The 26,008-nt window shown below is 31.9% G+C and carries 23 protein-coding genes; 22 read left to right on the top strand and 1 reads right to left on the bottom strand.

All coding sequences use genetic code 11. From position 1 onward, the window contains the following. Positions 1–5 precede the first annotated feature (5 nt). The 8 genes from rpsD (at position 6) to ctlX (ending at position 8,354) form a co-directional block, all read left to right on the top strand. Positions 6–611 (top strand): 30S ribosomal protein S4, encoded by a 606-nt coding sequence (gene rpsD / locus JC605_RS19380; RefSeq protein WP_008464326.1) that lies wholly within the window; start codon positions 6–8, stop codon positions 609–611. A gap of 21 nt (positions 612–632) precedes the next feature. Continuing rightward, a complete protein-coding gene (locus JC605_RS19375) occupies positions 633–1,625 on the top strand; it encodes a DNA-directed RNA polymerase subunit alpha (RefSeq protein WP_008464329.1) in 993 nt (330 codons plus the stop codon). Between the two features lie 62 nt (positions 1,626–1,687). Continuing rightward, positions 1,688–2,179, top strand: a complete 492-nt coding sequence (rplQ, locus tag JC605_RS19370) for a 50S ribosomal protein L17 (protein ID WP_198857779.1) — start codon at positions 1,688–1,690, stop codon at positions 2,177–2,179. Between the two features lie 247 nt (positions 2,180–2,426). Then, entirely contained in the window at positions 2,427–3,536 is a 1,110-nt protein-coding gene (gene carA, locus JC605_RS19365) for a glutamine-hydrolyzing carbamoyl-phosphate synthase small subunit (RefSeq protein WP_198857778.1), read from the top strand. Positions 3,537–3,647: 111 nt separating this feature from the next. Beyond that, entirely contained in the window at positions 3,648–4,940 is a 1,293-nt protein-coding gene (gene eno / locus JC605_RS19360; protein WP_198857777.1) for a phosphopyruvate hydratase, read from the top strand. A gap of 153 nt (positions 4,941–5,093) precedes the next feature. Next, positions 5,094–6,371 carry a citrate synthase gene (locus JC605_RS19355; protein WP_111379752.1) on the top strand — a complete coding sequence of 426 codons (1,278 nt, stop codon included), beginning with the start codon at positions 5,094–5,096 and terminating at the stop codon, positions 6,369–6,371. Positions 6,372–6,433: 62 nt separating this feature from the next. After that, a complete protein-coding gene (locus tag JC605_RS19350) occupies positions 6,434–7,348 on the top strand; it encodes a dimethylarginine dimethylaminohydrolase family protein (RefSeq protein ID WP_198857776.1) in 915 nt (304 codons plus the stop codon). 70 nt (positions 7,349–7,418) lie between these two features. After that, positions 7,419–8,354, top strand: a complete 936-nt coding sequence (ctlX, locus tag JC605_RS19345; protein ID WP_198857775.1) for a citrulline utilization hydrolase CtlX — start codon at positions 7,419–7,421, stop codon at positions 8,352–8,354. 77 nt (positions 8,355–8,431) lie between these two features. Here the strand turns inward: ctlX and JC605_RS19340 are convergent, their stop codons facing one another. After that, complete coding sequence (locus tag JC605_RS19340) at positions 8,432–9,058, bottom strand: MarC family NAAT transporter (RefSeq protein WP_198857774.1); 627 nt, start codon at positions 9,056–9,058, stop codon at positions 8,432–8,434. A gap of 152 nt (positions 9,059–9,210) precedes the next feature. Here JC605_RS19340 and JC605_RS19335 point away from each other — a divergent pair, with 152 nt between their 5' ends. The 14 genes from JC605_RS19335 to pseC all read left to right on the top strand — a co-directional run bounded on the left by JC605_RS19335 (position 9,211) and on the right by pseC (position 26,005). Further along, positions 9,211–9,576 (top strand): CoA-binding protein, encoded by a 366-nt coding sequence (locus JC605_RS19335; protein WP_198857773.1) that lies wholly within the window; start codon positions 9,211–9,213, stop codon positions 9,574–9,576. 130 nt (positions 9,577–9,706) lie between these two features. After that, positions 9,707–10,327: a recombination mediator RecR gene (gene recR / locus JC605_RS19330; RefSeq protein ID WP_198857772.1), complete on the top strand. Its 621-nt coding sequence runs from the start codon at positions 9,707–9,709 to the stop codon at positions 10,325–10,327. Between the two features lie 72 nt (positions 10,328–10,399). Then, entirely contained in the window at positions 10,400–11,191 is a 792-nt protein-coding gene (locus JC605_RS19325; protein ID WP_198857771.1) for a polysaccharide biosynthesis/export family protein, read from the top strand. 15 nt (positions 11,192–11,206) lie between these two features. Continuing rightward, positions 11,207–13,654 (top strand): polysaccharide biosynthesis tyrosine autokinase, encoded by a 2,448-nt coding sequence (locus JC605_RS19320; protein WP_198857770.1) that lies wholly within the window; start codon positions 11,207–11,209, stop codon positions 13,652–13,654. 10 nt (positions 13,655–13,664) lie between these two features. After that, complete coding sequence (locus tag JC605_RS19315) at positions 13,665–14,648, top strand: SDR family oxidoreductase (protein WP_198857769.1); 984 nt, start codon at positions 13,665–13,667, stop codon at positions 14,646–14,648. Positions 14,649–14,675: 27 nt separating this feature from the next. After that, positions 14,676–16,067: a UDP-glucose 6-dehydrogenase gene (locus tag JC605_RS19310; RefSeq protein ID WP_198857768.1), complete on the top strand. Its 1,392-nt coding sequence runs from the start codon at positions 14,676–14,678 to the stop codon at positions 16,065–16,067. Positions 16,068–16,128: 61 nt separating this feature from the next. Continuing rightward, the gene (locus JC605_RS19305; protein WP_198857767.1) at positions 16,129–16,593 is read left to right on the top strand and encodes a UpxY family transcription antiterminator; all 465 of its coding nucleotides are present in this window, start codon (positions 16,129–16,131) and stop codon (positions 16,591–16,593) included. A 284-nt stretch (positions 16,594–16,877) separates the two neighbouring features. After that, positions 16,878–18,161 carry a nucleotide sugar dehydrogenase gene (locus JC605_RS19300; protein ID WP_370569071.1) on the top strand — a complete coding sequence of 428 codons (1,284 nt, stop codon included), beginning with the start codon at positions 16,878–16,880 and terminating at the stop codon, positions 18,159–18,161. A gap of 27 nt (positions 18,162–18,188) precedes the next feature. After that, the gene (locus JC605_RS19295) at positions 18,189–19,196 is read left to right on the top strand and encodes a mannose-1-phosphate guanylyltransferase (RefSeq protein WP_198857765.1); all 1,008 of its coding nucleotides are present in this window, start codon (positions 18,189–18,191) and stop codon (positions 19,194–19,196) included. A gap of 18 nt (positions 19,197–19,214) precedes the next feature. Continuing rightward, the gene (gene rfbB, locus JC605_RS19290; RefSeq protein WP_198857764.1) at positions 19,215–20,261 is read left to right on the top strand and encodes a dTDP-glucose 4,6-dehydratase; all 1,047 of its coding nucleotides are present in this window, start codon (positions 19,215–19,217) and stop codon (positions 20,259–20,261) included. Between the two features lie 50 nt (positions 20,262–20,311). Next, the gene (locus JC605_RS19285) at positions 20,312–22,735 is read left to right on the top strand and encodes an SLBB domain-containing protein (RefSeq protein WP_198857763.1); all 2,424 of its coding nucleotides are present in this window, start codon (positions 20,312–20,314) and stop codon (positions 22,733–22,735) included. A gap of 7 nt (positions 22,736–22,742) precedes the next feature. Further along, a complete protein-coding gene (locus JC605_RS19280; protein ID WP_198857762.1) occupies positions 22,743–23,804 on the top strand; it encodes a lipopolysaccharide biosynthesis protein in 1,062 nt (353 codons plus the stop codon). Positions 23,805–23,837: 33 nt separating this feature from the next. Next, complete coding sequence (pseB, locus tag JC605_RS19275) at positions 23,838–24,848, top strand: UDP-N-acetylglucosamine 4,6-dehydratase (inverting) (protein ID WP_198857761.1); 1,011 nt, start codon at positions 23,838–23,840, stop codon at positions 24,846–24,848. Continuing rightward, positions 24,848–26,005 carry a UDP-4-amino-4,6-dideoxy-N-acetyl-beta-L-altrosamine transaminase gene (gene pseC, locus JC605_RS19270; RefSeq protein WP_198857760.1) on the top strand — a complete coding sequence of 386 codons (1,158 nt, stop codon included), beginning with the start codon at positions 24,848–24,850 and terminating at the stop codon, positions 26,003–26,005. Before pseB ends, pseC begins: the two co-directional genes overlap by 1 nt. The last annotated feature ends 3 nt before the right edge of the window (positions 26,006–26,008 follow it).

The raw sequence follows: 26,008 nt of genomic DNA, 5'->3' as shown, positions 1-26,008 counted from the left end.
TTAAAATGGCAAGATATACTGGTCCTAAAACCAAAATCGCTCGTAAATTTGGCGAGGCAATCTTCGGAGATGATAAATCTTTCGAAAAAAGAAATTACCCACCTGGACAACACGGGATGGCTAAAAAAAGAGGAAAAAAATCTGAGTACGCTGTTCAATTAATGGAAAAGCAAAAAGCTAAATATTCTTATGGAATTTTAGAAAAACAATTCAGAAATTTATTCGAAAAAGCATCAGCAACTAAAGGGGTTACTGGTGAAGTTTTATTACAATTATGCGAAGCAAGATTAGATAATGTTGTTTTTAGAATGGGAATTGCTCCATCTAGAAGAGGTGCGCGTCAAATCGTTTCTCACAGACACATTACTGTAAATGGAGAGGTTGTTAATATTCCTTCTTACCACCTTAAGCCTGGTGATAAAGTTGCAGTTCGTGAAAAATCTAAATCTTTAGAAGCTATCGAACGTTCTTTATCAAATTCAAGTCATGTTTATGAATGGATTACTTGGAACAATGATCTTAAAGAAGGAACTTTTGTTTCTGTTCCTGCAAGACTTCAAATTCCAGAAAACATTAAAGAACAATTAATCGTAGAGTTGTACAACAAATAATAATTGACTTAGTCGAAATTTATGGCAATATTTAATTTTCAAAAGCCCGATAAAGTTATCATGATCGATTCAACCGATTTTGAAGGTAAATTTGAGTTTAGACCTTTAGAACCTGGTTACGGATTGACAGTTGGTAATGCACTTAGAAGAGTTTTGCTTTCAGCGTTAGAAGGTTATGCAATTACATCTGTTCGTATCGAAGGTGTAGATCATGAGTTTTCTACTATTTCAGGTGTTGTAGAGGATGTTACCGAAATTATCCTTAATCTAAAACAAGTACGTTTCAAACGTCAGATCGAAGATATAGATAATGAATCAGTTACTATTTCTGTTTCTGGTAAAGATCAACTAACAGCAGGTGATTTTCAAAAATTTATCTCAGGTTTTCAAGTTTTGAATCCAGACCTTGTTATCTGTAATTTAGATTCTAAAATCAAATTGAACTTCGATTTAACAATCGAGAAAGGTAGAGGATACGTTCCTGCTGAAGAGAACAAAAAACAGAATGCTGCAATTGGAACAATTTTTACAGATTCTATTTTTACTCCGGTAAAAAATGTAAAATATGCAATCGAAAATTTCCGTGTAGAGCAAAAAACAGATTATGAAAAATTAGTTTTTGAAATTAAAACTGATGGATCTATTAATCCTAAAGATGCTCTTACTGAAGCTGCTAAAGTTTTAATTCACCATTTCATGTTGTTTTCTGACGAAAGAATTACACTTGAGGCTGACGAAATTGCACAAACAGAATCGTATGATGAAGAGTCATTGCATATGAGACAATTGCTTAAAACTAAGCTTGTTGATATGGATTTATCTGTGAGAGCATTAAATTGCTTGAAAGCGGCTGAAGTTGATACACTTGGTGATTTAGTATCGTTCAATAAAAATGACCTAATGAAATTCCGTAATTTCGGTAAAAAATCTTTAACTGAACTTGATGAACTTGTTGCAGTTAAAAATTTGACTTTCGGAATGGATTTAGCTAAATACAAATTAGATAAAGAATAATTTACTTCATATTTTGCTCTCCATAGTGGATTGTAGCAAGATGAAGATAAAAAAAACACGTCATGAGACACGGAAAAAAATTCAACCACTTAAGCAGACAGACTGGACATAGAAAAGCTATGTTGGCTAATATGGCTTGTTCTCTTATCGAGCACAAACGTATTAACACTACTGTTGCTAAAGCTAAAGCGCTTAAACAATTCGTTGAGCCTTTAATCACTAAATCAAAAGAAGATACGACTCACAATCGTCGTATTGTTTTTGCTTACTTACGTAACAAATACGCTGTAACTGATTTGTTCAGAGATGTGGCTGCTAAAGTAGGTGACCGTCCAGGAGGATACACTCGTATCATTAAAGTTGGAAATCGTTTGGGAGATAACGCTGATATGGCGATGATCGAACTTGTTGACTTCAATGAACTTTACAACGGAGGTAAAAAAGAAGTTAAAAAAGCTAAAAGCCGTCGTGGTGGTAAAGCTAAAAAAGCTGAAACTGCTGCTCCAGAAGCTCCTGCTGCTGAAACAGAAACGACTACTGAAGCTTCTGAATAATTATGAAAGTAATCATTCTATAGAAATCAAGGATAAACTAATTTTTAGTTTATCCTTTTTTTTTGATTTTTTTGAAACGGAAGAAATGTAACTTATTTAAAATGATAGGTTTTATTTTTACGAATGAAAGTTTTAAAAAATCTTGGAAGGGCTATTTTAAAGAAGTAAATTTGCAAAATATCTAATTACACTTAAAACCTTTATATTGGTTTTATATCTTGATTAAAAAAACAATTCAAATTAAATAATGAAATACACAACACGACAAAGCGCCATTTTATTACTTAGTGATGGAACAATCTTTCACGGAAAATCTATCGGAATTAGCGGTAAAACTTTCGGTGAAGTTTGTTTTAATACTGGAATGACAGGGTATCAGGAAATTTTTACTGATCCTTCTTATTTCGGTCAAATTATGGTTGCTACAAATACACATATCGGAAACTATGGTGTTAATGATTCTGAAGTTGAATCTGATAGTATTAAAATTGCCGGTTTAGTTTGTAAAAACTTTAGTTTTAATTATTCTAGAGAGAATGCTTCAGGAAGCTTGGAAGATTATTTTGCTAAACAAAATTTAATCTGTATTTCTGATGTTGATACTCGTGCACTTGTAAGTTACATTCGTGACAATGGAGCGATGAATGCTGTAATTTGCACAGATGGAACTCCAGTTGAAGATTTAAAGAAAGAATTGGCGAATGTTCCAAATATGGAAGGTTTAGAATTAGCTTCTAAGGTTTCTACTAAAGAACCATATTTCTTTGGAGATGAAAGTGCTACTTACAAAATCTCAGCTTTAGATCTTGGAATTAAAAAGAACATTTTAAGAAACCTTGCTAAAAGAGATTGTTATATTAAAGTATATCCATTTGATTCAACCTACAAAGATATGTCTGAATTTAATCCAGATGGATATTTCTTGTCAAATGGGCCAGGGGATCCAGATCCATTGTTTGGAGCGATTCAAGTAGCAAAGGAGATATTAGCAGATAACAAGCCTTTGTTCGGAATCTGTTTAGGACATCAGGTAATCGGTTTGGCAAATGGTGTTGAAACCTATAAGATGTTTAATGGACACCGTGGAATTAATCACCCTGTTAAAAATATCATCACAGGTAAAGGCGAAATAACTTCTCAAAATCACGGATTTGCTGTTAAGAGAGAACAATTAGAGAATCATCCAGAGCTTGAAATAACTCATGTTCACTTAAATGATGGAACTGTTGCGGGAATGAGAATGAAGAATAAAAATTGTTTTTCAGTTCAATATCACCCAGAGGCTAGTCCAGGACCACACGATTCGTCATATTTGTTTGACCAATTCGTAGAGAATATTAAAAGCAGTAAGGTCTAAAACGATGTAGTTAATAAATAAAGGTGTTTAATGTCTAAAATGCGTTTATAGTATTAAATATTTTTATAATTTCGAAAAAAAAATATAATTTATTAATAAAAAACAAAAATAATGAGTATTATAATTAAAGTTCACGCAAGACAAATTCTTGATTCTAGAGGTAACCCAACTATTGAAGTTGATGTAGTAACTGAAAATGGAGTTTTAGGTAGAGCTGCTGTTCCATCTGGAGCATCTACAGGAGAGCACGAAGCTGTTGAATTACGTGATGGAGGTAAAGCTTACCTAGGTAAAGGTGTTTTGAATGCAGTGAATAATGTAAATACTATTATTGCTGAAGAATTAGTTGGGACTTCTGTTTTCGAACAAAACACAATTGACCAATTAATGATTGATTTAGATGGTACTCCAAATAAATCTAAATTAGGAGCTAATGCTATTTTAGGGGTTTCTTTGGCTGCTGCTAAAGCTGCTGCTAATGAACTTGGCTTGCCATTATACAGATACGTAGGTGGTGTTTCTGCTAATACGTTACCGGTTCCAATGATGAACATCATCAATGGAGGTTCTCACTCTGATGCGCCGATCGCATTCCAAGAGTTTATGATTTTCCCAGTAAAAGCGACTTCTTTTACACATGCAATGCAAATGGGAACTGAAATTTTCCACAACTTGAAAAAAGTATTACATGATAGAGGTTTAAGTACTGCTGTTGGTGATGAAGGAGGTTTTGCTCCAAATTTAGCTGGTGGAACTGAGGACGCTTTAGATACTATAAAATTAGCTGTTGAAAAAGCTGGATATTCTTTCGGAGACGAAATTATGATCGCTCTTGACTGTGCTGCTTCTGAGTTTTATGTAAACGGAAAATACGATTACACTAAATTTGAAGGAGAAACTGGAAAAATCAGAACTTCTGAAGAACAAGCTCAATACTTAGCTGAACTTGCTGCTAAATATCCAATTATCTCTATCGAAGACGGTATGTACGAAGATGATTGGGATGGATGGAAAGCTTTAACTGAAAAAATCGGAGATAAAGTACAATTAGTAGGAGATGATTTGTTTGTAACTAACGTTGCTCGTTTATCAACTGGTATCGAAAAAGGAATTGCTAACTCAATCTTAGTAAAAGTAAACCAAATTGGTACTTTAACTGAAACTATTGCTGCTGTAAACATGGCGAAAAATGCTGGTTATACATCTGTAATGTCTCACCGTTCTGGAGAAACTGAAGATAATACAATTGCAGACTTAGCTGTGGCTTTAAACTGTGGTCAAATTAAAACTGGTTCTGCTTCTCGTTCAGATCGTATGGCTAAATACAACCAATTATTGAGAATTGAAGAAGAGCTTGGAAATACTGCTTATTTTCCTGGTTTAAATGCTTTTAAAATCAAATAATTTCTGAAATTATATATTGGAAAAAACCATCCGCCGCGGCGGATGGTTTTTTTTTGGACTTTTAACAAATTCATAGCAGTATTCTTTTTTAAATTAGTCTTAAATTCATTAGATTTGATAAATTATTATTTAAAGAATTATTTCCAGTATATTATGTCAAAAATAGCTACATTAGAAATAGATGGTAAAAAGGTTGAACTTCCGGTAATCACAGGGAGTGAAAACGAATCAGCTATCGATATCAACAAATTACGTGATTTAACAGGTTATATTACCCTTGATCCAGGTTATAAAAATTCAGGATCTTGTACAAGTGAAATCACTTTCCTAGACGGAGAAGAAGGAATTTTACGTTACAGAGGATATTCTATTGAAGACCTTGCTGAAAAAGCCAGTTTCTTAGAAGTATCATATCTTTTGATTTTCGGTGAATTACCTACAGCTAAACAATTAGAAGATTTTGAAAATGGTATCAAAAAACATTCTTTGGTAAACGAAGAAATGAAAAATATCATTGACGGTTTCCCTAAAACGGCTCATCCAATGGGAGTGTTATCTGCTTTAACGAGCGCTTTAACAGCTTTTAATCCTAAAGCGGTTAATGTTGATAACGAAAAAGAAATGTACGAAGCTATTTGTAAAACAATGGCGAAATTTTTAGTGATTGCTACATGGACTTACAGAAAATCTATGGGTTATCCTTTAAATTACTACGATAATACAAAGGGTTATGTAGAAAGCTTTATGCAATTAATGTTTAAATTGCCTACAGGACCTTACGCTGCAAATCCTGTAATTGTAAATGCCTTAGATAAATTATTCATTCTTCATGCAGATCACGAGCAAAACTGTTCTACTTCAACTGTAAGAATGGTAGGTTCTTCTCATGCAGGTTTATTTGCTTCAGTTTCTGCAGGAGTTTCTGCTTTATGGGGACCACTTCATGGTGGAGCTAACCAAGCAGTACTTGAAATGCTTGAAGAAATCAATAAAGACGGTGGTGATACAGATAAGTTCTTAGCGAAAGCGAAAGATAAAAATGATCCATTCCGTTTAATGGGATTCGGACACAGAGTTTACAAAAACTTTGACCCAAGAGCTAAAATCATCAAAAAAGCTGCAACAGAAGTATTAGAGACTTTAGGTGTTGAAGATCCGATTTTAGATATTGCAAGAAAATTAGAAAAAGCAGCTCTTGAAGATGAGTACTTCAAATCAAGAAACTTATATCCAAACGTTGATTTCTATTCTGGAATTATTTACAGAGCTTTAGGAATTCCAACAGATATGTTTACTGTTATGTTTGCAATTGGAAGATTACCAGGTTGGATTGCACAGTGGAAAGAAATGCGTGAAAACAAAGAACCAATTGGAAGACCACGACAAATTTATACAGGACATCCTTTACGAGAGTTTAAGTCTAATAAATAAAAAACGAAAGCTTCACTTAACTGTGAAGCTTTTTTTATATTTGCTCAAAATACAATAGAGTTATGTTGCAATTAAATGTAAAGAACGAAACGTCTCGACTTCGTGCTGTAGTTCTGGGTTCTGCTGTTCATAATGGACCGACTCCAACTATAGATGAGGCTTATGATCCTAAATCATTGGAACATATTAAAGCAGGAACTTACCCTGTAGAAAAAGATATGGTTGCTGAAATGGAAGCTTTTAATTCTGTTTTTCAGAAATATGATGTAACTGTTTATCGTCCAGAGATGATTGAAAATTACAATCAGATTTTTGCTAGGGATATTGGGTTTGTAATTGATGATATCTTTGTAAAATCGAATATTCTTCCAGATAGAGAACGTGAATTAGATGCTATTCAATATGTAATTGATCAGATTGATCCATTAAAAGTAGTTCGTCCTCCAGAAGAAGTTCATATCGAAGGAGGAGATGTGATGCTTTGGAATGATCATATTTTTATCGGAACTTATAAAGGAAGCGATTACAAAGATTATATTACTGCAAGAACAAATATGCATGGTGTAAACTATATTAAATCATTATTCCCTAATAAGATTGTAAAGGAATTTGATTTAGTAAAATCTAAATTGGAAGCAAGAGACAATGCTTTACATCTAGACTGCTGTTTTCAGCCTGTAGGAAAAGACAAAGGAATTATCTATAAAAGAGGTTTCCGTGAAGAAGCAGATTATCTTTATTTAGTGAAACTTTTTGGGAAAGAAAATCTATTTCATATCGAAAGAAACGAAATGTATAATATGTTTTCGAATGTGTTTTCAATTGATGAAAATGTGGTAGTTTCTGAAAAGAATTTCACGAGATTAAATAACTGGCTTCGTGAAAATGGTTTTATCGTTGAAGAAATTCCATATGCTGAAATTTCAAAGCAAGAAGGTTTGTTAAGATGTTCGACGCTTCCATTAATTAGAGACTAAAAAAAACAATTTTAAATTTCAGGCTTCTAGAAAAACTTGAAACCTGAAACTTGAAACAAAAAAATAAAAAATGAAACAAACTACTAATGCTATCGTGATGATTCGCCCAGTTGCATTCAGAATGAATGAACAGACGGCTGTAAATAATTATTATCAAAAAGTATTGGACGGACTTTTACCAAGTACCGTAAATGCAAAAGCGCAACAAGAATTTGATGCTTTTGTAGAAAAACTTAGAGCGGTTGGAGTAGATGTAACGGTTGTCGACGACAATTTAGAGACTGATACTCCGGATAGTATTTTTCCGAACAATTGGGTTTCATTTCATGAAAATGGAGACGTTGCGCTTTATCCGATGTTTGCTGAAAATCGCCGTCAAGAACGTCGTGAAGATATTTTGGATACTTTGGAAGAAAAAGGATTCGAAATTGCAAATATCATGGATTATACTTCTGCTGAAGAAGATGGCATTTTCTTAGAAGGAACAGGAAGTTTATTATTAGATAGAGCAAACGGAAAAGCGTATTGTGCATTATCGCCAAGAGCAGATGAAGAATTGTTTATAGAGTTCTGTGAAGATTTTGACTATGCACCTGTAATTTTTGAAGCTTTTCAAACAGTAGATGGAGAACGTAAGTTAATTTATCACACTAATGTAATGATGTGTTTAGGTGAAACCTTTGCCGTAATATGCGCAGATTCTATTGATGATAAAAAAGAACGCAAAATGGTTTTGGATAACTTAAAAGATGACAAAAAAGAAATTATTTTAATTACAGAAGATCAAGTGAATAATTTTGCGGGAAATATGCTGGAGGTTAGAGGAAAAGATGATAAGAGATACATTGTAATGAGCGCATCGGCACATCAAAGCTTAACTCCGAAACAAATTTCGCAATTAGAAAATCACGCTGAAATTTTAAGTTCGAGTTTAGATACAATTGAAGCTTGCGGTGGAGGAAGTGCCAGATGTATGATGGCAGAAGTTTTCTTGCCAAGGGCTTAAATAAAATGAATAGATGAAAAGAAAGGGATGAAATTATTTAAATTTCATCCCTTTCTTTTTAGAAAATAATATCAGAATTAAAAATTTCCTTTAATAATATTTATAATGGCACTTACAATATACTGAATACCAATCGAAATAACTATAAAGCCAACAATTCTAGAAATTGCAACAATTCCTGAGGCACCTAATATTCTAGCTAAATAATGTGCACTTTTTAGAATAGCAAAAATAGCTACTGCAATTGCAAAAATAGCTAACGAAGAAATTATGATTTCGTTTAATTCGTGGTGCTCTTGGTAAAAAGCAATTAAAAGAGACATTGATCCAGGTCCAGCAAGCATTGGAATTGCAAGCGGAGTGAGGGCAATATCGTTTCTATGCTGGGCTTCATTTTCAATTTTTTTGTTGATTCCTCTTTTCTTGTTGAACTTACCAGAAAGCAAAGAAAAGCCAGAGTTTACAATTACAATTCCGCCAGCAATTCTTAAGGCGTCAATGCTAATTCCGAAAAAAGTTAGAACATATTGGCCAATAAAATAAGAAACCAATAGTATGATAAAAACATTGATGGCTGTCCAAAGTGAGATTCGGGATCTTTCTTTTTGAGAGTCATGTTGAGTTAGTCCAACAAAAATTGGTACAGTTCCGATTGGATTAAGTACCGAGAATAAAGCGGCAAATAAGTAAATAAATAATTCCATGTTGTATTGGTTCGTGAAGTAAATGTAGTTATTTTTTGATGCTTTTAGGTGAAATTATGTTATAATAATATTTTTATTGGTGTCAATTCTGGCTTATAAGGCATTAAGTTAAATCGTTCTTTTTGATTACTTTTGCAATCTAAATTAAAACTATGAAAAGTAAAAAAACATTGGTTATAGGAGCGTCGACAAATCCAGAGCGTTATTCTTATAAAGCGGTAAATATGTTGGTAGGAAAAGGACATTCTGTATTAGCAATCGGTCAAAAAGCTGGCGAAGTTGCTGGAGTAAAAATTCAAACTAAAGCAATACCAGTTAAAAATATTGATACTATTACTCTATATTTAAATCCTGTTCGTCAGAGAGATTATTATAATTACATTATTGAATCGCATCCTAAAAGAGTAATCTTTAATCCTGGGACAGAAAATCCTGAATTGTATCAATTATTAGAGCTTAATGATATTCAAGTTGAAGTAGCTTGTACATTAGTTTTGTTGACTACAAATCAATACTAAATTATTGTTTGTTACTTTTCTTTTAGTCTCGAAAAGAAAGGGGTTTCGTAATAAAACAGCAATAGCATAAAGCTTTGAATTTAATGGCTGTAATGTAGGCTAAACCATTAAAAGTATTACTTTTGTCGTCATGGAATTTTCATCAAAATTAATTGAAAAAGCAGTAGGCGAAATGTCGCAATTACCTGGTATAGGTAAACGTACAGCACTTCGGCTAGTTCTTCATTTGCTAAAACAACCGAAAGAACAGACTGCTTTTTTATCTCAAGCATTGATGAATATGCGTGAGGATATTAAGTTTTGTGAAAGTTGCCATAATATTTCTGATACTAAGATTTGCGAGATTTGCGCTAATCCAGTTAGAAATCATGAAACAATATGTATTGTAGAAGATATTCGAGATGTTATGGCAATTGAAAATACGGGCCAGTTCAAAGGGATATATCATGTGCTTGGTGGGAAAATTTCGCCTATTGAAGGAGTTGGTCCTAATCAGTTGAATATTTCTAGTTTGGTAACAAAAGTGAAATCTGGAAATGTGTCAGAGATTATTTTTGCATTAAGCTCAACAATGGAAGGGGATACGACAAATTTTTATATATATAAACAGATTGCAGACACTAAGATTATAATTTCGACAATTGCTAGAGGGATATCAGTAGGAGATGAATTAGAGTATGCAGATGAAATAACACTAGGACGAAGCATCTTGCATAGAGTACCTTTTGAAAAAACATTTAAAAATAATTAACTTAACCCCAAATAAAAGTTAGGTTTTTCCGAACATTAAAGGAAAAGCCATATTTGCGATAAAATTGAACGAATGACAAAAAAAAGTTTTTTTCTATTCTTATTAATTTCAGCATTATTTACCTCATGTATTCCAATTAAAGATTTGGTTTACCTTCAAGATAAAAATAATTCAGGAGAACAAACAGCAATTGCAGCGGTAGAAGCAAAACCCTATAGATTGCAAGTAAACGATGTTTTAAAAATCAATATAAAAGCTATTGATTCAAAATTGGTTTCTATTTTTAATACAACAGAAGGTGAAAGTAGTCAGGCAGGAAAAACTGAATCCAGTTTATACTTTGATGGATTTACAATTGATGATCATGGTAATATTAGGATGCCAATTTTGGGAGAAATAAATGTAATTGGCTATACTCTTGAAGAGGTTCGTGTGAAAATTGAAAAGAAATTACTTGAAGAATATTTTAAGAGCGAAGCCAATATTTTTGTTACAGTTAAATTAGCTGGTTTTAGATATACTATTAATGGAGAGGTTGGAATGACAGGAACAAAAACACTATTTAAGGATAATGTAACTATTTTGGATGCTGTTGCAAATGCAGGAGATATTACTACGGTTGGTAATAGAAAAGAAGTAACCATAATTCGTCAGACACCAACAGGTGTACAAATGCATGATATTGATCTTACTGATGTGAATGTAATGAAGTCACCTTATTATTATTTACAGCCAAATGATTACATCTATGTAAAACCCTTAAGACAAAAAACTTGGGGAACGGGCCAAACAGGGATACAATCTATAGGAACAATAATTACATTATTATCTTTGGCAACAACAGTTTACCTAATTATAAAGTAAAAATAGATTTTTAAAATGTTAGACATTAAAGACTTCGCCATTTTTGAAAATCATTCTCATTTTGATTTTAAAGGGTTTCTGTTGAAAATTGTGGGATACTGGAAATGGTTTCTTATAAGTTTGATTATTACATTTACAATTGCTTATCAGATAAACGTTCGTAAAGAAAAAATTTACGGAATGCAGACAATGATTTCTATTAAAGAAGAAAGTAATCCTTTTTTTACCTCAAATACAAGTTTGGTTTTCAATTGGGGAGGGGTTTCTGATCAAGTAAATGGTATTTCTACAATTCTTCAATCAAGGTCTCATAATGAGTTGGTTGTTGATAAACTTCAATTTTATATTGATTATTTAGAACAAGGAAAGTATAATTTAATAGATTCTTATGGAGTTGTGCCATTTTATGTCGATATTGATAAAACAAAAGGACAGCTTGTAAATACATTAATTAGTGTAAAATTTTTAAATGAAAACGAGTATGAAATAAGGATTCCATTTGAGGTTAATTCTGTTTCGTTAATAACTTACAGCAATAATTCTTATAATAATACGTCAGTACAACCTATAATGTTTGTTAAAAAATATAAAGTAGGAGAACGTGTTAATCTTCCATTTTTAAATTGGAAAATTCAAATAACAGATAATCCAGGTTTTTATAAAGGAAAAGAATACTTTATTAGATTTAATGATTTTGATGGAACAGTCTCTCGTTATAGAGGTGTAAATGTAGATTCAGGAAAAAGTAGTGGATCATTATTGACTTTGTCTATGCAGGGTACTAATAAGGCAAGAATGGTTGATTATTTGAACGCAACTGTTAGAATGCTTATTAAGATACAACTTGATGGAAAAAATCAATTTGCTACGAATACTATCAGATTTATTGATAGTACACTAGTAGCAATGGAATCACAACTTAAGCAAACCGGTAACGAATTAAAATCTTTCCAAAAAGATAAAAAGATTTATGAAATAGAAGATGGAGGTTCTAGAGTTTCAGAGAAAATAATGAATTTTGATGTTGAAAAAGATCAAGTTACAAGAAAAATAGCTTATTATAATTCATTAAGATCATATTTAAATAGTAGTGATGATTATTCTAGATTACCAGCCCCTTCTGTTGCAGGAATTGAAGATCCGAATGTTGTTGCAAATGTGTCAAAACTTATTGCACTTTCTACACAAAGATCTGAAATGGCTTATGCAGTAAAAAGTGAAAAAATATTTAAAGATTTTGACAATCAAATGGCTGCAGTAAAAAATGTTCTTCAAGAGAATATTGTTACCGCAAAAGCAGCTTTAATATATGATTTATCGCTATTAAACGCGAAAATTGGTCAAGCCGAAAGTACTGTTAAAAAACTTCCAGCCGAACAGCAAGAATTATTGAAGATTAAAAGAAAATATGATTTGAATGACAATATCTATACTGAATTTCTTCAAAAAAGAAATGAAGCAGAAATTGTAAGGGCATCTAATTTATCTGATATTCATTTTATTGATCCCGCAAAAGATATTGGAGGAGGATTGATCGGGCCCAAAACCTCAATGAATTATATACTGGCATTGTTTATTGGGATTTTAATTCCCTTGCTTTTTATCCTTGTGATTTTTTTTATTAATAATTCGATTCAGAATACTGAGGATATAACTAAATTAACTCAAATTCCTTTATTAGGAGTAATTGGTCTTAATGTGAATTCGAGCAGTTTGGCGGTTTTTGAGAAACCAAAATCAGCACTTTCTGAATCTTTTAGAGGAATACGTTCTTCGCTTCAGTTTTTATATAAAAAACAACAGCTTACCGGATCAAAAACTTTAATGATTACTTCTTCAATTAGTGGGGAAGGAAAAACTTTCTGTTCTATAAATATAGCGACTGTTTTTGCTTTAAGTGAAAAGAAAACAGTAATTGTAGGTCTAGATTTAAGAAAACCAAGGTTGGCAGATGAATTTCAATTAAAAAACCCTTTAGGAGTTGTCAACTATCTAATAAAACAAAATAGTTTAGAAGAAATTACCAATTCGACAGCTATTCCAAATTTAGATGTAATCCTCTCGGGTCCAATACCTCCAAATCCTTCAGAGTTAATTTTAAGCGATGGTATGAGGGAATTGATTGACGAATTGAAGCAGAAATATGATTATATAGTTTTGGATACTCCACCTGTTGGTTTGGTCGCAGATTCATTAGAATTGGTTCAATTTGCAGATGTGACATTGTATATTGTGAGACAGAATTATACTAAGAAAGATATGATAACGTTGTTGAATACAAGACTTAAACGCGGAGAGTTAAGTAACGTGAGTATTGTGTTGAATGGTTATGAAAATAAGGCAAAATATGGTACAGGTTATGGATATGGTTACGGTTATGGAGCATATTCGAATGGTTATCATGAGGAAGAGATCAAAGAAGGATTTTGGAAAGCGTTTGTAAATCGAATTAGAAAAAGCTAAATTTTGACAAATGAAAAATGAGATAAAAAGTACGATCTTGATTACAGGAGGAGCTGGATTTATTGGCTCAAATTTGACTGAGTATTTTTTAGACTTAGGTTATAAGATTGTTTGTCTAGACAATTTTTCTACAGGTCATCGTCATAATTTAAAAGATTTTTTAGATAATCCTGATTTTAAATTAATTGAGGCTGATATTAGAAGTTTAACAGATTGTAATTTGGCGGTTCAAGGAGTAGATTACGTTTTACATCAGGCAGCTTTAGGTTCTGTGCCTCGATCAATCAAAGATCCGATTACTACAAATGATGTAAATGTTTCTGGGTTTTTAAATATGCTTACTGCTGCACGAGATGCTAAAGTAAAACGATTTGTATATGCAGCAAGTTCGTCGACTTACGGAGATTCTCAAGGATTGCCAAAGGTAGAAAATGTTATAGGAAAACCATTGTCTCCTTATGCAATTACAAAATATGTAAACGAATTGTACGCAGAGATTTTTAGTAAAACATATGGGTTAGAAACAATCGGACTTCGTTATTTTAATGTTTTTGGAAGAAAACAAGATCCTAACGGAGCATATGCAGCTGTAATTCCAAAGTTTGTAAAACAATTTATGAATCATGAAAGTCCCGTAATTAACGGCGATGGAAATTATTCACGCGATTTTACTTATATCGATAATGTTATACAAATGAATGAGTTGGCTATGACTTGTCAAAATCCAGAGGCTGTTAATACTGTTTATAATACAGCATTTGGAGATAGAAATACATTAAATGACTTAGTTGGCTATTTAAAAAAGTTTTTATCAGACTTTGATCCAAAAATAAAGGATGTGCCAGTTATTTACGGCGAAAATAGAGCGGGAGATATCCCTCATTCTTTAGCAAGCATCGAAAAAGCAAAAAGAAATCTGGGTTATAATCCAAAATATTCTTTGCAAGACGGATTAAAAGAAGCTGTTGAATGGTATTGGCATAATTTAAAATAAACTTAAGATCAAGATAAAATAGATCAAATGAAAATTACAAAAATTTGCTGCATTGGTGCAGGATATGTTGGTGGACCTACAATGGCGGTTATTGCTCAAAAATGTCCACATATTCAGGTTACAGTTGTTGATTTAAATGAACAAAGGATAGCAGATTGGAACGATCCGAACCCTGAAAATATTCCAATATATGAACCTGGTCTTTCTGAAATTGTATCTGAAGCAAGAGGTAGAAATCTATTTTTCTCTACTGATGTTGATAAAGCAATAGATGAGGCTCAAATGATATTTATTTCAGTAAATACTCCAACTAAGACTTATGGAAAAGGAAAAGGGATGGCTGCTGATTTAAAGTATATTGAATTGTGTGCAAGGCAAATTGCAAGAGTTGCCAAACAAAATAAAATTGTAGTTGAAAAATCGACTTTGCCTGTTAGAACGGCTGAAGCAATTAAAAGTATATTGGATAATACAGGGAATGGTGTTCAATTTCAAATTTTATCTAATCCAGAATTTTTGGCAGAAGGAACTGCGGTCGCCGATTTGTTAAATCCAGATCGAATTTTAATTGGTGGAGACACAAATCAAGAAGGAGAAGAAGCAATTAATTCATTAGTTGATGTCTATGCAAATTGGGTAAGTAAAGATAGAATTTTGACAACAAATGTTTGGTCTTCAGAATTATCTAAACTTACAGCAAATGCATTTTTAGCACAACGAATTTCTTCAATCAATGCAATGTCAGAGCTTTGTGAGAAAACAGGTGCAGACGTAAATGAAGTTGCGAAAGCAATTGGTATGGATAGCAGAATAGGGCCAAAATTCTTAAAAGCTTCTGTAGGATTTGGAGGTTCTTGTTTTCAAAAAGACATTCTAAATTTAGTTTATATCGCAAAATCATATGGATTAAATGAAGTTGCAGATTATTGGGAACAAGTAATTATTATGAACGATCATCAAAAAAGAAGATTTTCAAATAAAATTGTTCAGACATTATATAATACAGTAGCTGATAAGAAAATTGCCTTTTTGGGTTGGGCCTTCAAAAAAGATACAAACGATACAAGAGAATCTGCAGCAATTTATGTTGCTGACGATTTAATAAACGAGCAAGCAAAAATTTCAGTTTACGATCCTAAAGTTTCTAAAAACAAGATGTTAAGTGATTTAGATTATTTAGAAACAAGAACAGGTGAAGAAAATAGAAGTGCATTAAATGTGTTTGATAATGCCTATGAAGCATGTAAAGATGCGCATGCAATTGCAATTTTAACTGAATGGGATGAATTTACGATGTACGATTGGAAGAAGATTTATGATTCGATGCATAAACCAGCTTTTATATTCGATGGAAGAAATATTTTAAATGCTAAACAATTAGAATCAATTGGATTCGTTTATAATGGTATAGGATCATAAATTGGTTTTGTGATTATTGTAAAATGAAGTAGTAAAAACTGCGTCATCATAAATAAAAAAAATGAATTGGTACGTAGTTTATACAAAACCTAAATGGGAAAAGAAAGTTGCAGATAGACTTATTCAACAGGGAATAGAGTGTTATTGTCCATTAGTAACACAAGTAAAGCAATGGTCAGATCGTAAGAAAAAAGTTGAAACACCTCTTTTTAGTTCCTATGTTTTTGTTCAATTAGCTGATTCAGATCGTAATTTAGTCTTTCAAGTTCAGGGAGTAGTTAGGTACCTATTTTGGTTGGGAAAACCCGCAATTGTAAAAGATCAAGAGATTGAAATTATTAAAAAGAGTTTAACGGCTCCAAACCTAAGTGATATTTCAATTTCTAGTATTCAGGTTGGAGATAAAATCAAATTAGAATCAGGCGTATTTAGCAATCAGAATGCAATAGTTCAGCAGGTATCTAGTAATTATTATGTGCTAGTGCTAGAAACATTAGGATGTGTTTTGAAGATAAAGTATAAATGATTTAAAAAATTAAGATGCAACAGAAGAGAAAGTCATTTTATGATTTTTTTCTTCTGTTTTTTATTATGTATTTATTTACAGTCTGATTAATAGATTGTTGGAAAAATTAGTTTTTTTTTAGTAATTCGTTTTGTAAGTATTACGGGAAACCGTATTGAATAACTAGACTTATTATGTTATATTTGCCGAAAATGATTAATTTAGGTATCTGAGTCAGAATTTTGTGACTGAGAACGGCGAAGCCATGAGTTTTATTGACCAGAAATAAATTAAAAAATATGAATTTGAAAGCTAAAGTAAAAATTGCAGTTATAGGTTTAGGTTATGTGGGACTACCATTAGCTCGATTATTTGCTACAAAATACCCAGTAGTGGGATTTGATATAAATGAATCACGAGTAGAGTCTTTAAGATCTGGAACAGATAGTACTTTAGAAGTAGAAGATGATGTCTTAAATGAAGTTTTAGTAGATAGTTTAGATGGAGAAAAAGGATTGTATTGTACTACATCAATAGATGATATTAAAGAATGTAATTATTATATAATCACTGTTCCAACCCCTGTCGATAAAAATAATAGACCTGATTTGACTCCCTTGTATAAATCAAGTGAAACGGTTGGAAAAGTTTTGAAAAAAGGAGATGTCGTTATTTATGAATCGACTGTCTATCCGGGAGTAACAGAAGAGCAATGTGTTCCCGTTTTAGAAAAAGTTTCAGGCTTAAAATTTAACGAAGACTTTTTTGCAGGATATTCTCCAGAAAGGATAAATCCTGGTGACAAAGAACACACAGTCGAAAAGATATTAAAAGTTACTTCGGGCTCAACTCCTGAAATAGGTTTAAAAGTCGATGAACTATATAAGTCTGTAATTACGGCAGGGACACATTTGGCACCTACAATAAAAGTTGCAGAAGCAGCAAAAGTTATTGAAAACTCTCAGCGTGATATTAATATTGCTTTTGTTAATGAATTGGCTAAAATATTCAATTTAATGAATATTGATACCCAAGAGGTACTTGCAGCGGCATCGACAAAATGGAATTTTTTGCCTTTTAAGCCAGGACTTGTAGGTGGACACTGTATTGGTGTTGATCCTTACTATTTAGCACAGAGAGCGCAAGAATTTGGTTATCATCCTGAAATAATTTTAGCAGGAAGACGTTTAAACGATAGCATGGGGGAATATGTCGCTTCGCAAATCGTAAAGTTGATGATAAAAAAAGGTATTTCTGTTAATGGCGCTGAATTATTAATGCTGGGCATTACTTTTAAAGAGAATTGCCCAGATGTAAGAAATACTAAAATTGTTGACGTGGTAAGAGCTTTGAAAGAATACGGAATATTGGTGAGTATATTTGATCCCCTTGCAAATGCACATGATGTAATAAAAGAATACAATTTAGTAACATTTAACTCTATTCCAGATAATAAATTTGACGCTATAGTTCTAGGAGTTTCACATTCTGAATTTTTAGAATTAGATTTTGCTAAACTGCAAAAAAAGAATAGTTTATTATATGATGTTAAAGGAGTTTTAGGGACTATAGCTGATAATAGATTATAGGTCTAACCTTTTTTTATTTTAGAGAAAATGGAAACAAAAAATTCAATAGTACATGTGGTTTTAACAGGAGGTGTAGGTAGCAGATTATGGCCACTTTCACGTAAAAGCCAGCCTAAACAATATCTAGAAATATTTGAAGGTAAATCTTTATTTGAAATGACTGTTGAACGTAATAGTCACTTGGCAGATAAAGTAATGGTTGTTGGTAACGTTGACAATCATCATTTAAGCGGTAAAGTAATGGAAAAAACTAAAACTTCGTACATTAATATTGTAGAAGCAACACCAAGAAATACTGCTGCAGCTATTGCCTTTGCTGCCTTTGCTTCAAAGCCAGACGATATACTAATTATTACCCCTTCTGATCATATTATTGATAAAATGGAGGATTATAATGCAGCAATTCAAGAAGCAATTTCAAAAGCTAATGACGGATTTATAGTTACTTTTGGAATCATTCCAACAAAACCAGAAACAGGCTATGGTTATATAGAATCCAAAGGTGATGAAGTATTATCATTTCGTGAAAAACCAAATGAAACCACGGCGAAGGAGTTTATCTCAAGAGGTAATTTCCTTTGGAACAGTGGAATGTTTTGTTTTAAAGCAGATGTTTTGTTGAATGAATTAAAACAATTTCAGCCGGATGTTTATGAAAAATCTAAAATAGTTTGGGAGGCATCTAAAGAAGGATTTTTGGATTTAGATTTATCATTGCAAATTCCATCTATAAGTATTGATTATGCTGTAATGGAACGAAGCAAAAAAATAAAAGTAGTGCCAGCTTCTTTTTCATGGTCGGATTTGGGCTCTTTTGAGTCAGTATATGAATATCTTGTTTCAAAAGGTCATCCAATAGATTCAAACGGAAATATGGTTATTGGATGTGACAGCCATACTACTTTCTTAGGATTAAGAAATACCATTTTTGTGCATACAGAATCTGCTAATTTAATTTTGCAAAAAGAAAATTCGCAAGATGTAAAAGATATATACAACGAATTAGAAAGACAAAATTCGGAATTATTAAAATAAAGAAATCAAAAATATAAAATGAAAAAAATTCTTATAACTGGCGGTGCAGGATTTATAGGATCACATGTAGTGAGACGTTTTGTAAATAAATATCCAGAATATCAAATTTATAATTTGGATGCCTTGACATATGCTGGAAATCTGGAAAACATTAAAGATATTGAAAATAAGCCTAACTATAATTTTATTAAGGGAGATATTGTAGATGAAGCTTTTATAAACGAACTATTTTCTCTACATAATTTTGATGGCGTTTTACATTTAGCGGCAGAATCTCATGTAGATCGTTCAATAGAAGATCCCTTAGCATTTGTAAAAACAAACGTTATTGGCACAATGAATTTGTTAAATGCAGCTAAAAATCAATGGAAAAATAACTTCGCAAATAAAAGATTCTATCATATTAGTACAGATGAAGTTTACGGAACTTTAGGAGAAGAAGGATTATTTACAGAAACAACACCTTACAATCCTAATTCTCCTTATTCTGCTTCAAAGGCAAGTTCAGATCATTTTGTTAGAGCTTATGGTGAAACTTATGGATTGCCATATGTTTTAACTAACTGCTCAAATAATTATGGATCTTATCATTTTCCAGAAAAATTAATTCCCTTATTTATAAATAACATTATAAACAATAAGCCTTTACCTGTTTATGGCGATGGTAATTATACAAGAGATTGGTTATTTGTTGAAGATCATGCTGCTGCAATAGATTTAGTTTTTCATAAGGGAAAAAATCATGAAACATATAATATTGGCGGTTTCAACGAATGGAAAAATATAGATTTGGTAAAATTACTTTGTCAAATTATGGATGAAAAATTAGGAAGAGCCAAAGGTACTTCTAGGGAATTGATTACCTATGTAAAAGACAGACCAGGTCATGATTTGAGATATGCTATTGATGCTTCTAAAATAAATAAAGAACTTGGATGGAAACCATCTGTAACTTTTGAAGAAGGCTTAGAAAGAACAATCAATTGGTACTTAAATAATGAAGAATGGTTACAGAATGTTACATCTGGCACATATAAAGAATACTACAAAAAACAATACTCATAAATTAAATTATTCTTACTTAAATTTATTTTTTAAGATTAAATAAAATCAACATGAAAAAAATAATATACGTTCTTATTTTGTTTTTTACTTTTCTATTTTCATATAATGTTAAAGCACAAGATATTTTAAAAAGTAAAGACTTAAGTACAATTAAAGTTGATTATTTATCTGATGATGACTTGTCTAAAATTAGTGCACAACTTAAAAGTAACAATACTACAATAGAACAAGTTGAGCCAATGGCCCTATCAAGAGGAATGAGCCAGACTGAATACGATAAATTGAAAACCAAACTTAACGAGTATTTAGCAAAACAAAACAAGGGTACTGACGAAAAACCAAAAAAACAAGAAGATAAGGTTGAATTTGGAAGAAAACAAGATAAAATTAAAAATGAAAAGGTTAAAGACTCTGCAAATGTTTTAATTTTTGGTTCCGAATTGTTTGATAATCCTACGTTAAATTTTGAGCCTGATTTAAAAATGGCAACTCCTGTAAATTATGTATTAGGACCAGGCGACGAATTGCAAGTGAGTGTTTATGGTGTTCAAGAGTACAATGCGTCAATACCAGTCTCTCTTGAAGGGAAAGTTGCTATTCAATATGTGGGACAGATTTCAGTATCTGGAATGTCTATTGAAGCTGCTACCCAAAAAATAAAAGCTGCTATTGCAAAAGTATATAGTACTGTTCGTTCTGGGCAATCTCAGGTAAGCGTTAGCTTAAGTCAAATAAGAACAATCAAAATAACTATAGTAGGAGGTAAACAACCTGGAAATTACTCAATTTCTTCTCTAGCTACAGTTTATAACGCTCTACATTTAGCGGGTGGTCCAGGAAAAAATGGAAGTTATAGAAATATTGAATTAATTAGAAATAATAAAGTATATAAGAATATTGATATCTATAGATTTTTAGTAAAAGGAGATCAATCTGACAATGTTACTCTAAAAGAAAATGATGTAATAAGAATTCCAGCATATAGTCAGCGAGTTACTGTAGAAGGAGAAGTTAAGCGTCCCGGTATTTTTGAAATGAAGAAAGGAGAAACTTTTTCCGATTTATTAAATTTTGCTTCAGGTTTCAATGAATTTGCTTATACAGCTTCAGTAAATGTATTACAAAAAACGGGCAAAGAATTTAAAGTGCATGATATAAATGAAAGCGAATATAATTCATATCTTCCTCAATCAGGAGATGTTTTCAGGATTACAAAAATTTTAAATCGTTTTGAAAATAGAATTAAAATAGAAGGTGCTGTTTTTAGACCAGATTATTATTCTTTTACTGAGGGGATGCGAGTGTCTGATCTTATTACTAGAGCTGAGGGACTGAAAGAAGATGCCTATAGTAAAAGAGCAAGAATAGTTCGTCTAAAAAATGACCTAACGACAGAGATTATTAATGTAGATCTAGATTCTGCATTGTCTGGCGATTTAAATGCAGATATTGAATTAAAAAGAGAAGACATAGTTACTGTTTATTCTATTTTAGATTTTAGAGAAGAATATAAAGTTACTATTGATGGAGAAGTAAAAAATCCAGGAGAATATGATTATTTAGAAAATTTGACTCTTAACGATTTAATTGTGCAAGTTGGCGGTTTGACAGGGTCAGCATCTAAAAGAGTTGAAATTGCTAGAATGATAAAGTCTGACTTTATCGATGATTCAGATCCAAAACGTATTGAATTAGTCCAATTTGAAATTACCGCAGATAATAATGAACAAGCCAAGAATTTTATTTTAAAACCTTTTGATGTAGTTAATATTCGAAGAATAGCTGTTTATGAAAAACCGCAAATGGTAGTTATAAAAGGAGCTGTTACATATCCTGGGAAATATGTTTTAGCAAATAAAAAAGAAACTGTTTATAATGTTGTAATGAGAGCTGGCGGACTTACCTCTGTGGCCAATTTGGAGGGGATGAAAATTCTTAGACCAATTAAGGAAGATCAAATTGAAAAATTAAAAAGTGTTGATTTGAATTTAAAAACGGATACCCTAAATAATAAATTAATAAATAAACTTGAAAATGAATTAAAGTTTTCGACAATTCCAATTAACTGGGAAAAAATAGTAAAGAATAAAAATCATTATTCCAACGTGACACTATTCCCTGGTGATGAAATTGAGGTTGCAGTTTATAATGAAGGGGTAAAAGTAACAGGAAACGTATTGTTAACATCTGAAATTCCATATCGAAGTGGAAAAGGCTTTAAATATTATATTAATTCTGTTGGAGGAGTTGATAGTAAAGGTTGGAAGAAAAAAGCATATATTATTTATCCAAATGGAAAAGCTGATGTCACTAAATCATTTTTATTTTTTAGATTTTATCCAAATGTAGAACCAGATTCGCAGATAGTTGTTCCTGAAAAACCTGAAACTAAAAAGATGAGTACAGGGGAATGGGTTAGTATAGGAAGTGTATTGACTAGTTTGGCATTATTGATTGTAACTGCTTTTAAATAATTTTATAATGAATAAAACTATAGCCAACGACGAAATTTCGCTAAAAGAATTACTAGCAAGCGCTTCAGAATGGTATGCTTATTTGCTCTCTAAATGGAAAATTATTTTAGTATCAGGAATTATTGGTGCTTCTTTAGGGATAGTGTATTCTATAACTAAAAAGCCTATATACAAGGCCACATTATCTTTTGCTTTAGAAGATGAAAAAGGTGGAGGATTAGGTGGTGCATTAGGACTTGCGAGTACATTAGGGATTGATTTAGGAGGGAACGCAGGAGGAATATTTACAGGAGCTAATTTAACGGAACTTTTTAAGTCAAGATCTATGGTTGAAAAAACATTGTTGAGTCCTGTTATAATAGATGGTAAAACAATTTCTTTGGCCGAGATGTATATTCAAAATAATAAATGGAGAGAAAAGTGGAATGAAAAACCTAATTTGAAAAACGTACAGTTTTTGCCAAATCAACAACGAGAAAAATTTACTAGGGTGCAGGATAGCATTTTAGGATCTATTTATACAAAGCTTTCAAAATCAGGTTTAATTGTAGCTGTTAAAGACAAAAAAGTATCAATAATTACAATGGAAGTCTCTTCGACGAATGAATTATTTTCTAAATATTTCTGTGAAGCTTTAGCGAAACAAGTAGGAAAATTTTATGTCGATACAAAAAGCAAGAAGGCAAGAATGAATATGGATATTTTGGAACATCAAACAGATTCCATTCGAAATGAGCTTAATGGTGCAATAACTGGTGTCGCTGCTGCTAATGATAATACTTTTAATTTGAATCCTGCTTTAAATGTCCGACGAGCTCCATCGGTTCGTAGACAGGTAGATGTGCAGGCAAATACTGCTATATTAACTGAATTAGTGAAACAGACTGAGCTTGCAAAAGTTACGTTAAGAAGAGAAACTCCTTTAATTCAAGTTATAGATAAGCCAATTTTGCCATTAGAAAAAGAAAGATTTGGCAAGTTAAAAGGAATTATTTTAGGTGGTTTTTTATTTGGTTTTCTTGCCATTGCTTTCTTAATCGTTAAACGCATCATTAAACAATTAGTTTAAAAAATTTTATAGTAAACATCAATAATAACAATTATGTTAAATAATAAAACAATATTAATTACTGGAGGAACGGGGTCATTAGGAAAGGCACTGACTAAACATATATTTGAAATTTATCCGACAATTAAGAAGCTAATTATTTTTTCTCGTGATGAGCAAAAGCAATTTCAAATGGCTCAAGAATATCCATTAGATAAATATCCTCAAATTAGATTTTTTTTGGGCGATGTTAGGGATGAACAAAGATTAATAAGAGCTTTTCAAGGGGTTGATTATGTAATACATGCTGCGGCAATGAAACATGTGCATTTAGCTGAATATAATCCAGATGAATGTATTAAAACGAATATTGGAGGTGCACAAAATGTTATTCACGCTGCAATGCAAACAAATGTTCAAAATGTTGTTGCATTGTCTACCGACAAAGCATGTGCACCAATTAATCTTTATGGAGCAACAAAACTAACTTCAGATAAATTATTTGTAGCGGCAAATAATATTAAAGGATTTAACCCAATTAAATTTTCAGTTGTAAGATATGGTAATGTGATGGGGTCTAATGGTTCTGTAATTCCTTTTTTTATTAATAAAAAGAAAGAAGGAAAATTACCTATCACAGATATTGCAATGACACGATTTAATATTTCGCTTCAAGGAGGTGTAGATATGGTGATGCATGCGATGGAACATGCGTGGGGAGGTGAAATTTTCATACCTAAAATTCCTTCATATAAAATTACAGATGTAGCAGAAGCGGTAGCTCCAAACTGTCCAATTGAAATAGTAGGAATTAGACCAGGTGAAAAGATACATGAGGAAATGATTACTGCATCAGATTCTTTTTATACATATGACCTAGGTAAGTACTATACGATTTTACCATCGATCCCTAATTTTAAACTTGATGATTATTTAAATCATTTTGAAGCAAAAAAAGTTAAGGAAGGGTTCTATTATAATTCTGGTACAAATGACGATTGGGAGACTGTTGATAGTTTGAGAGGTTTGATAAAAGAACATGTTGATGCAAATTTTGAAGTATAATGGAAAATAAAATTATTCCTTATGGAAGACAGGATATTACAGAAGAAGATATTAATTCTGTAATTGAAACTTTAAAATCAGATTTTTTAACTCAAGGCCCAAAAGTAAAGGAATTTGAAGAAAAATTTTCTGAATCTGTTGGCGCGAAGTATGCTGTAGCTGTCAATAATGCAACGGCGGGACTTCATATCGCAGCTATGGCCCTTGGATTAAAAGAAGGAGATAGAGTAATTACTACTCCAATTACTTTTGCCGCGTCTGCAAATTGCGCAAGATTTGTAGGTGCTGAAGTCTGGTTTGCAGATATTGACCGAGATACCTATATATTATCTCTTGAAAAAACAAAAGAGTTAATTGAAAGTAAGCCTAAAGGTTTTTTTAAAGGAATAATTCCTGTAGATTTTGCCGGATTGCCTGTGAATTTAGAAGATTTTAGAAAACTAGCAAGTGAGCATGATCTTTGGATTTTAGAGGATGCTTGTCATGCACCTGGCGGATACTTTGTTGATTCGAAAAAGGAAAAGCAGTTTTGCGGAAATGGAATATATGCCGATGCAGCTGTCTTTTCATTTCATCCTGTAAAACATATTGCTTGTGGAGAAGGAGGGATGGTTACTACCAATTCTGAAAAAATCTATAAAGAACTGTTGTTATTGCGTTCTCATGGAATAACGAAAGAAAATATGTCAGAAAATCATGGAGGTTGGTTTTATGAAATGCAAACTTTAGGATTTAATTATCGAATAACAGATTTTCAAGCAGCTTTAGGCATATCTCAATTAGCAAGAAACGAAAAAGGAGTTGAAAAAAGAAATGAAATAGCAGAAAGATACAAAAAGGCTTTTAGAGGAAAGTTAAAATATCAAACTTTACCAGAAAACTTTTTAAATGCACACCATCTTTTCGTAATTGAAGTTGATGATAGAAAAGACTTGTATGATTATTTGCATCAAAATAAGATTTATGCTCAAATTCATTACATCCCAGTTCATCAACTGCCTTATTATAAGGAATTAGGGGACAATTATATCGATTTGTCAAATGCTGAGGAGTATTATTCAAAATGTATTAGTTTACCTATGTACCCAACATTAACTATCGAAGAACAAGAATTTGTAATCGAAAAAGTTAATTTATTTCATTCTAAAAACGTATAAATT

It is taken from the genome of Flavobacterium sp. IB48, assembly GCF_016405855.1.
In the GTDB taxonomy this organism is placed as follows: Bacteria; Bacteroidota; Bacteroidia; order Flavobacteriales; family Flavobacteriaceae; genus Flavobacterium; species Flavobacterium ginsengisoli.
This window is presented reverse-complemented; position numbering and strand designations above follow the sequence as displayed.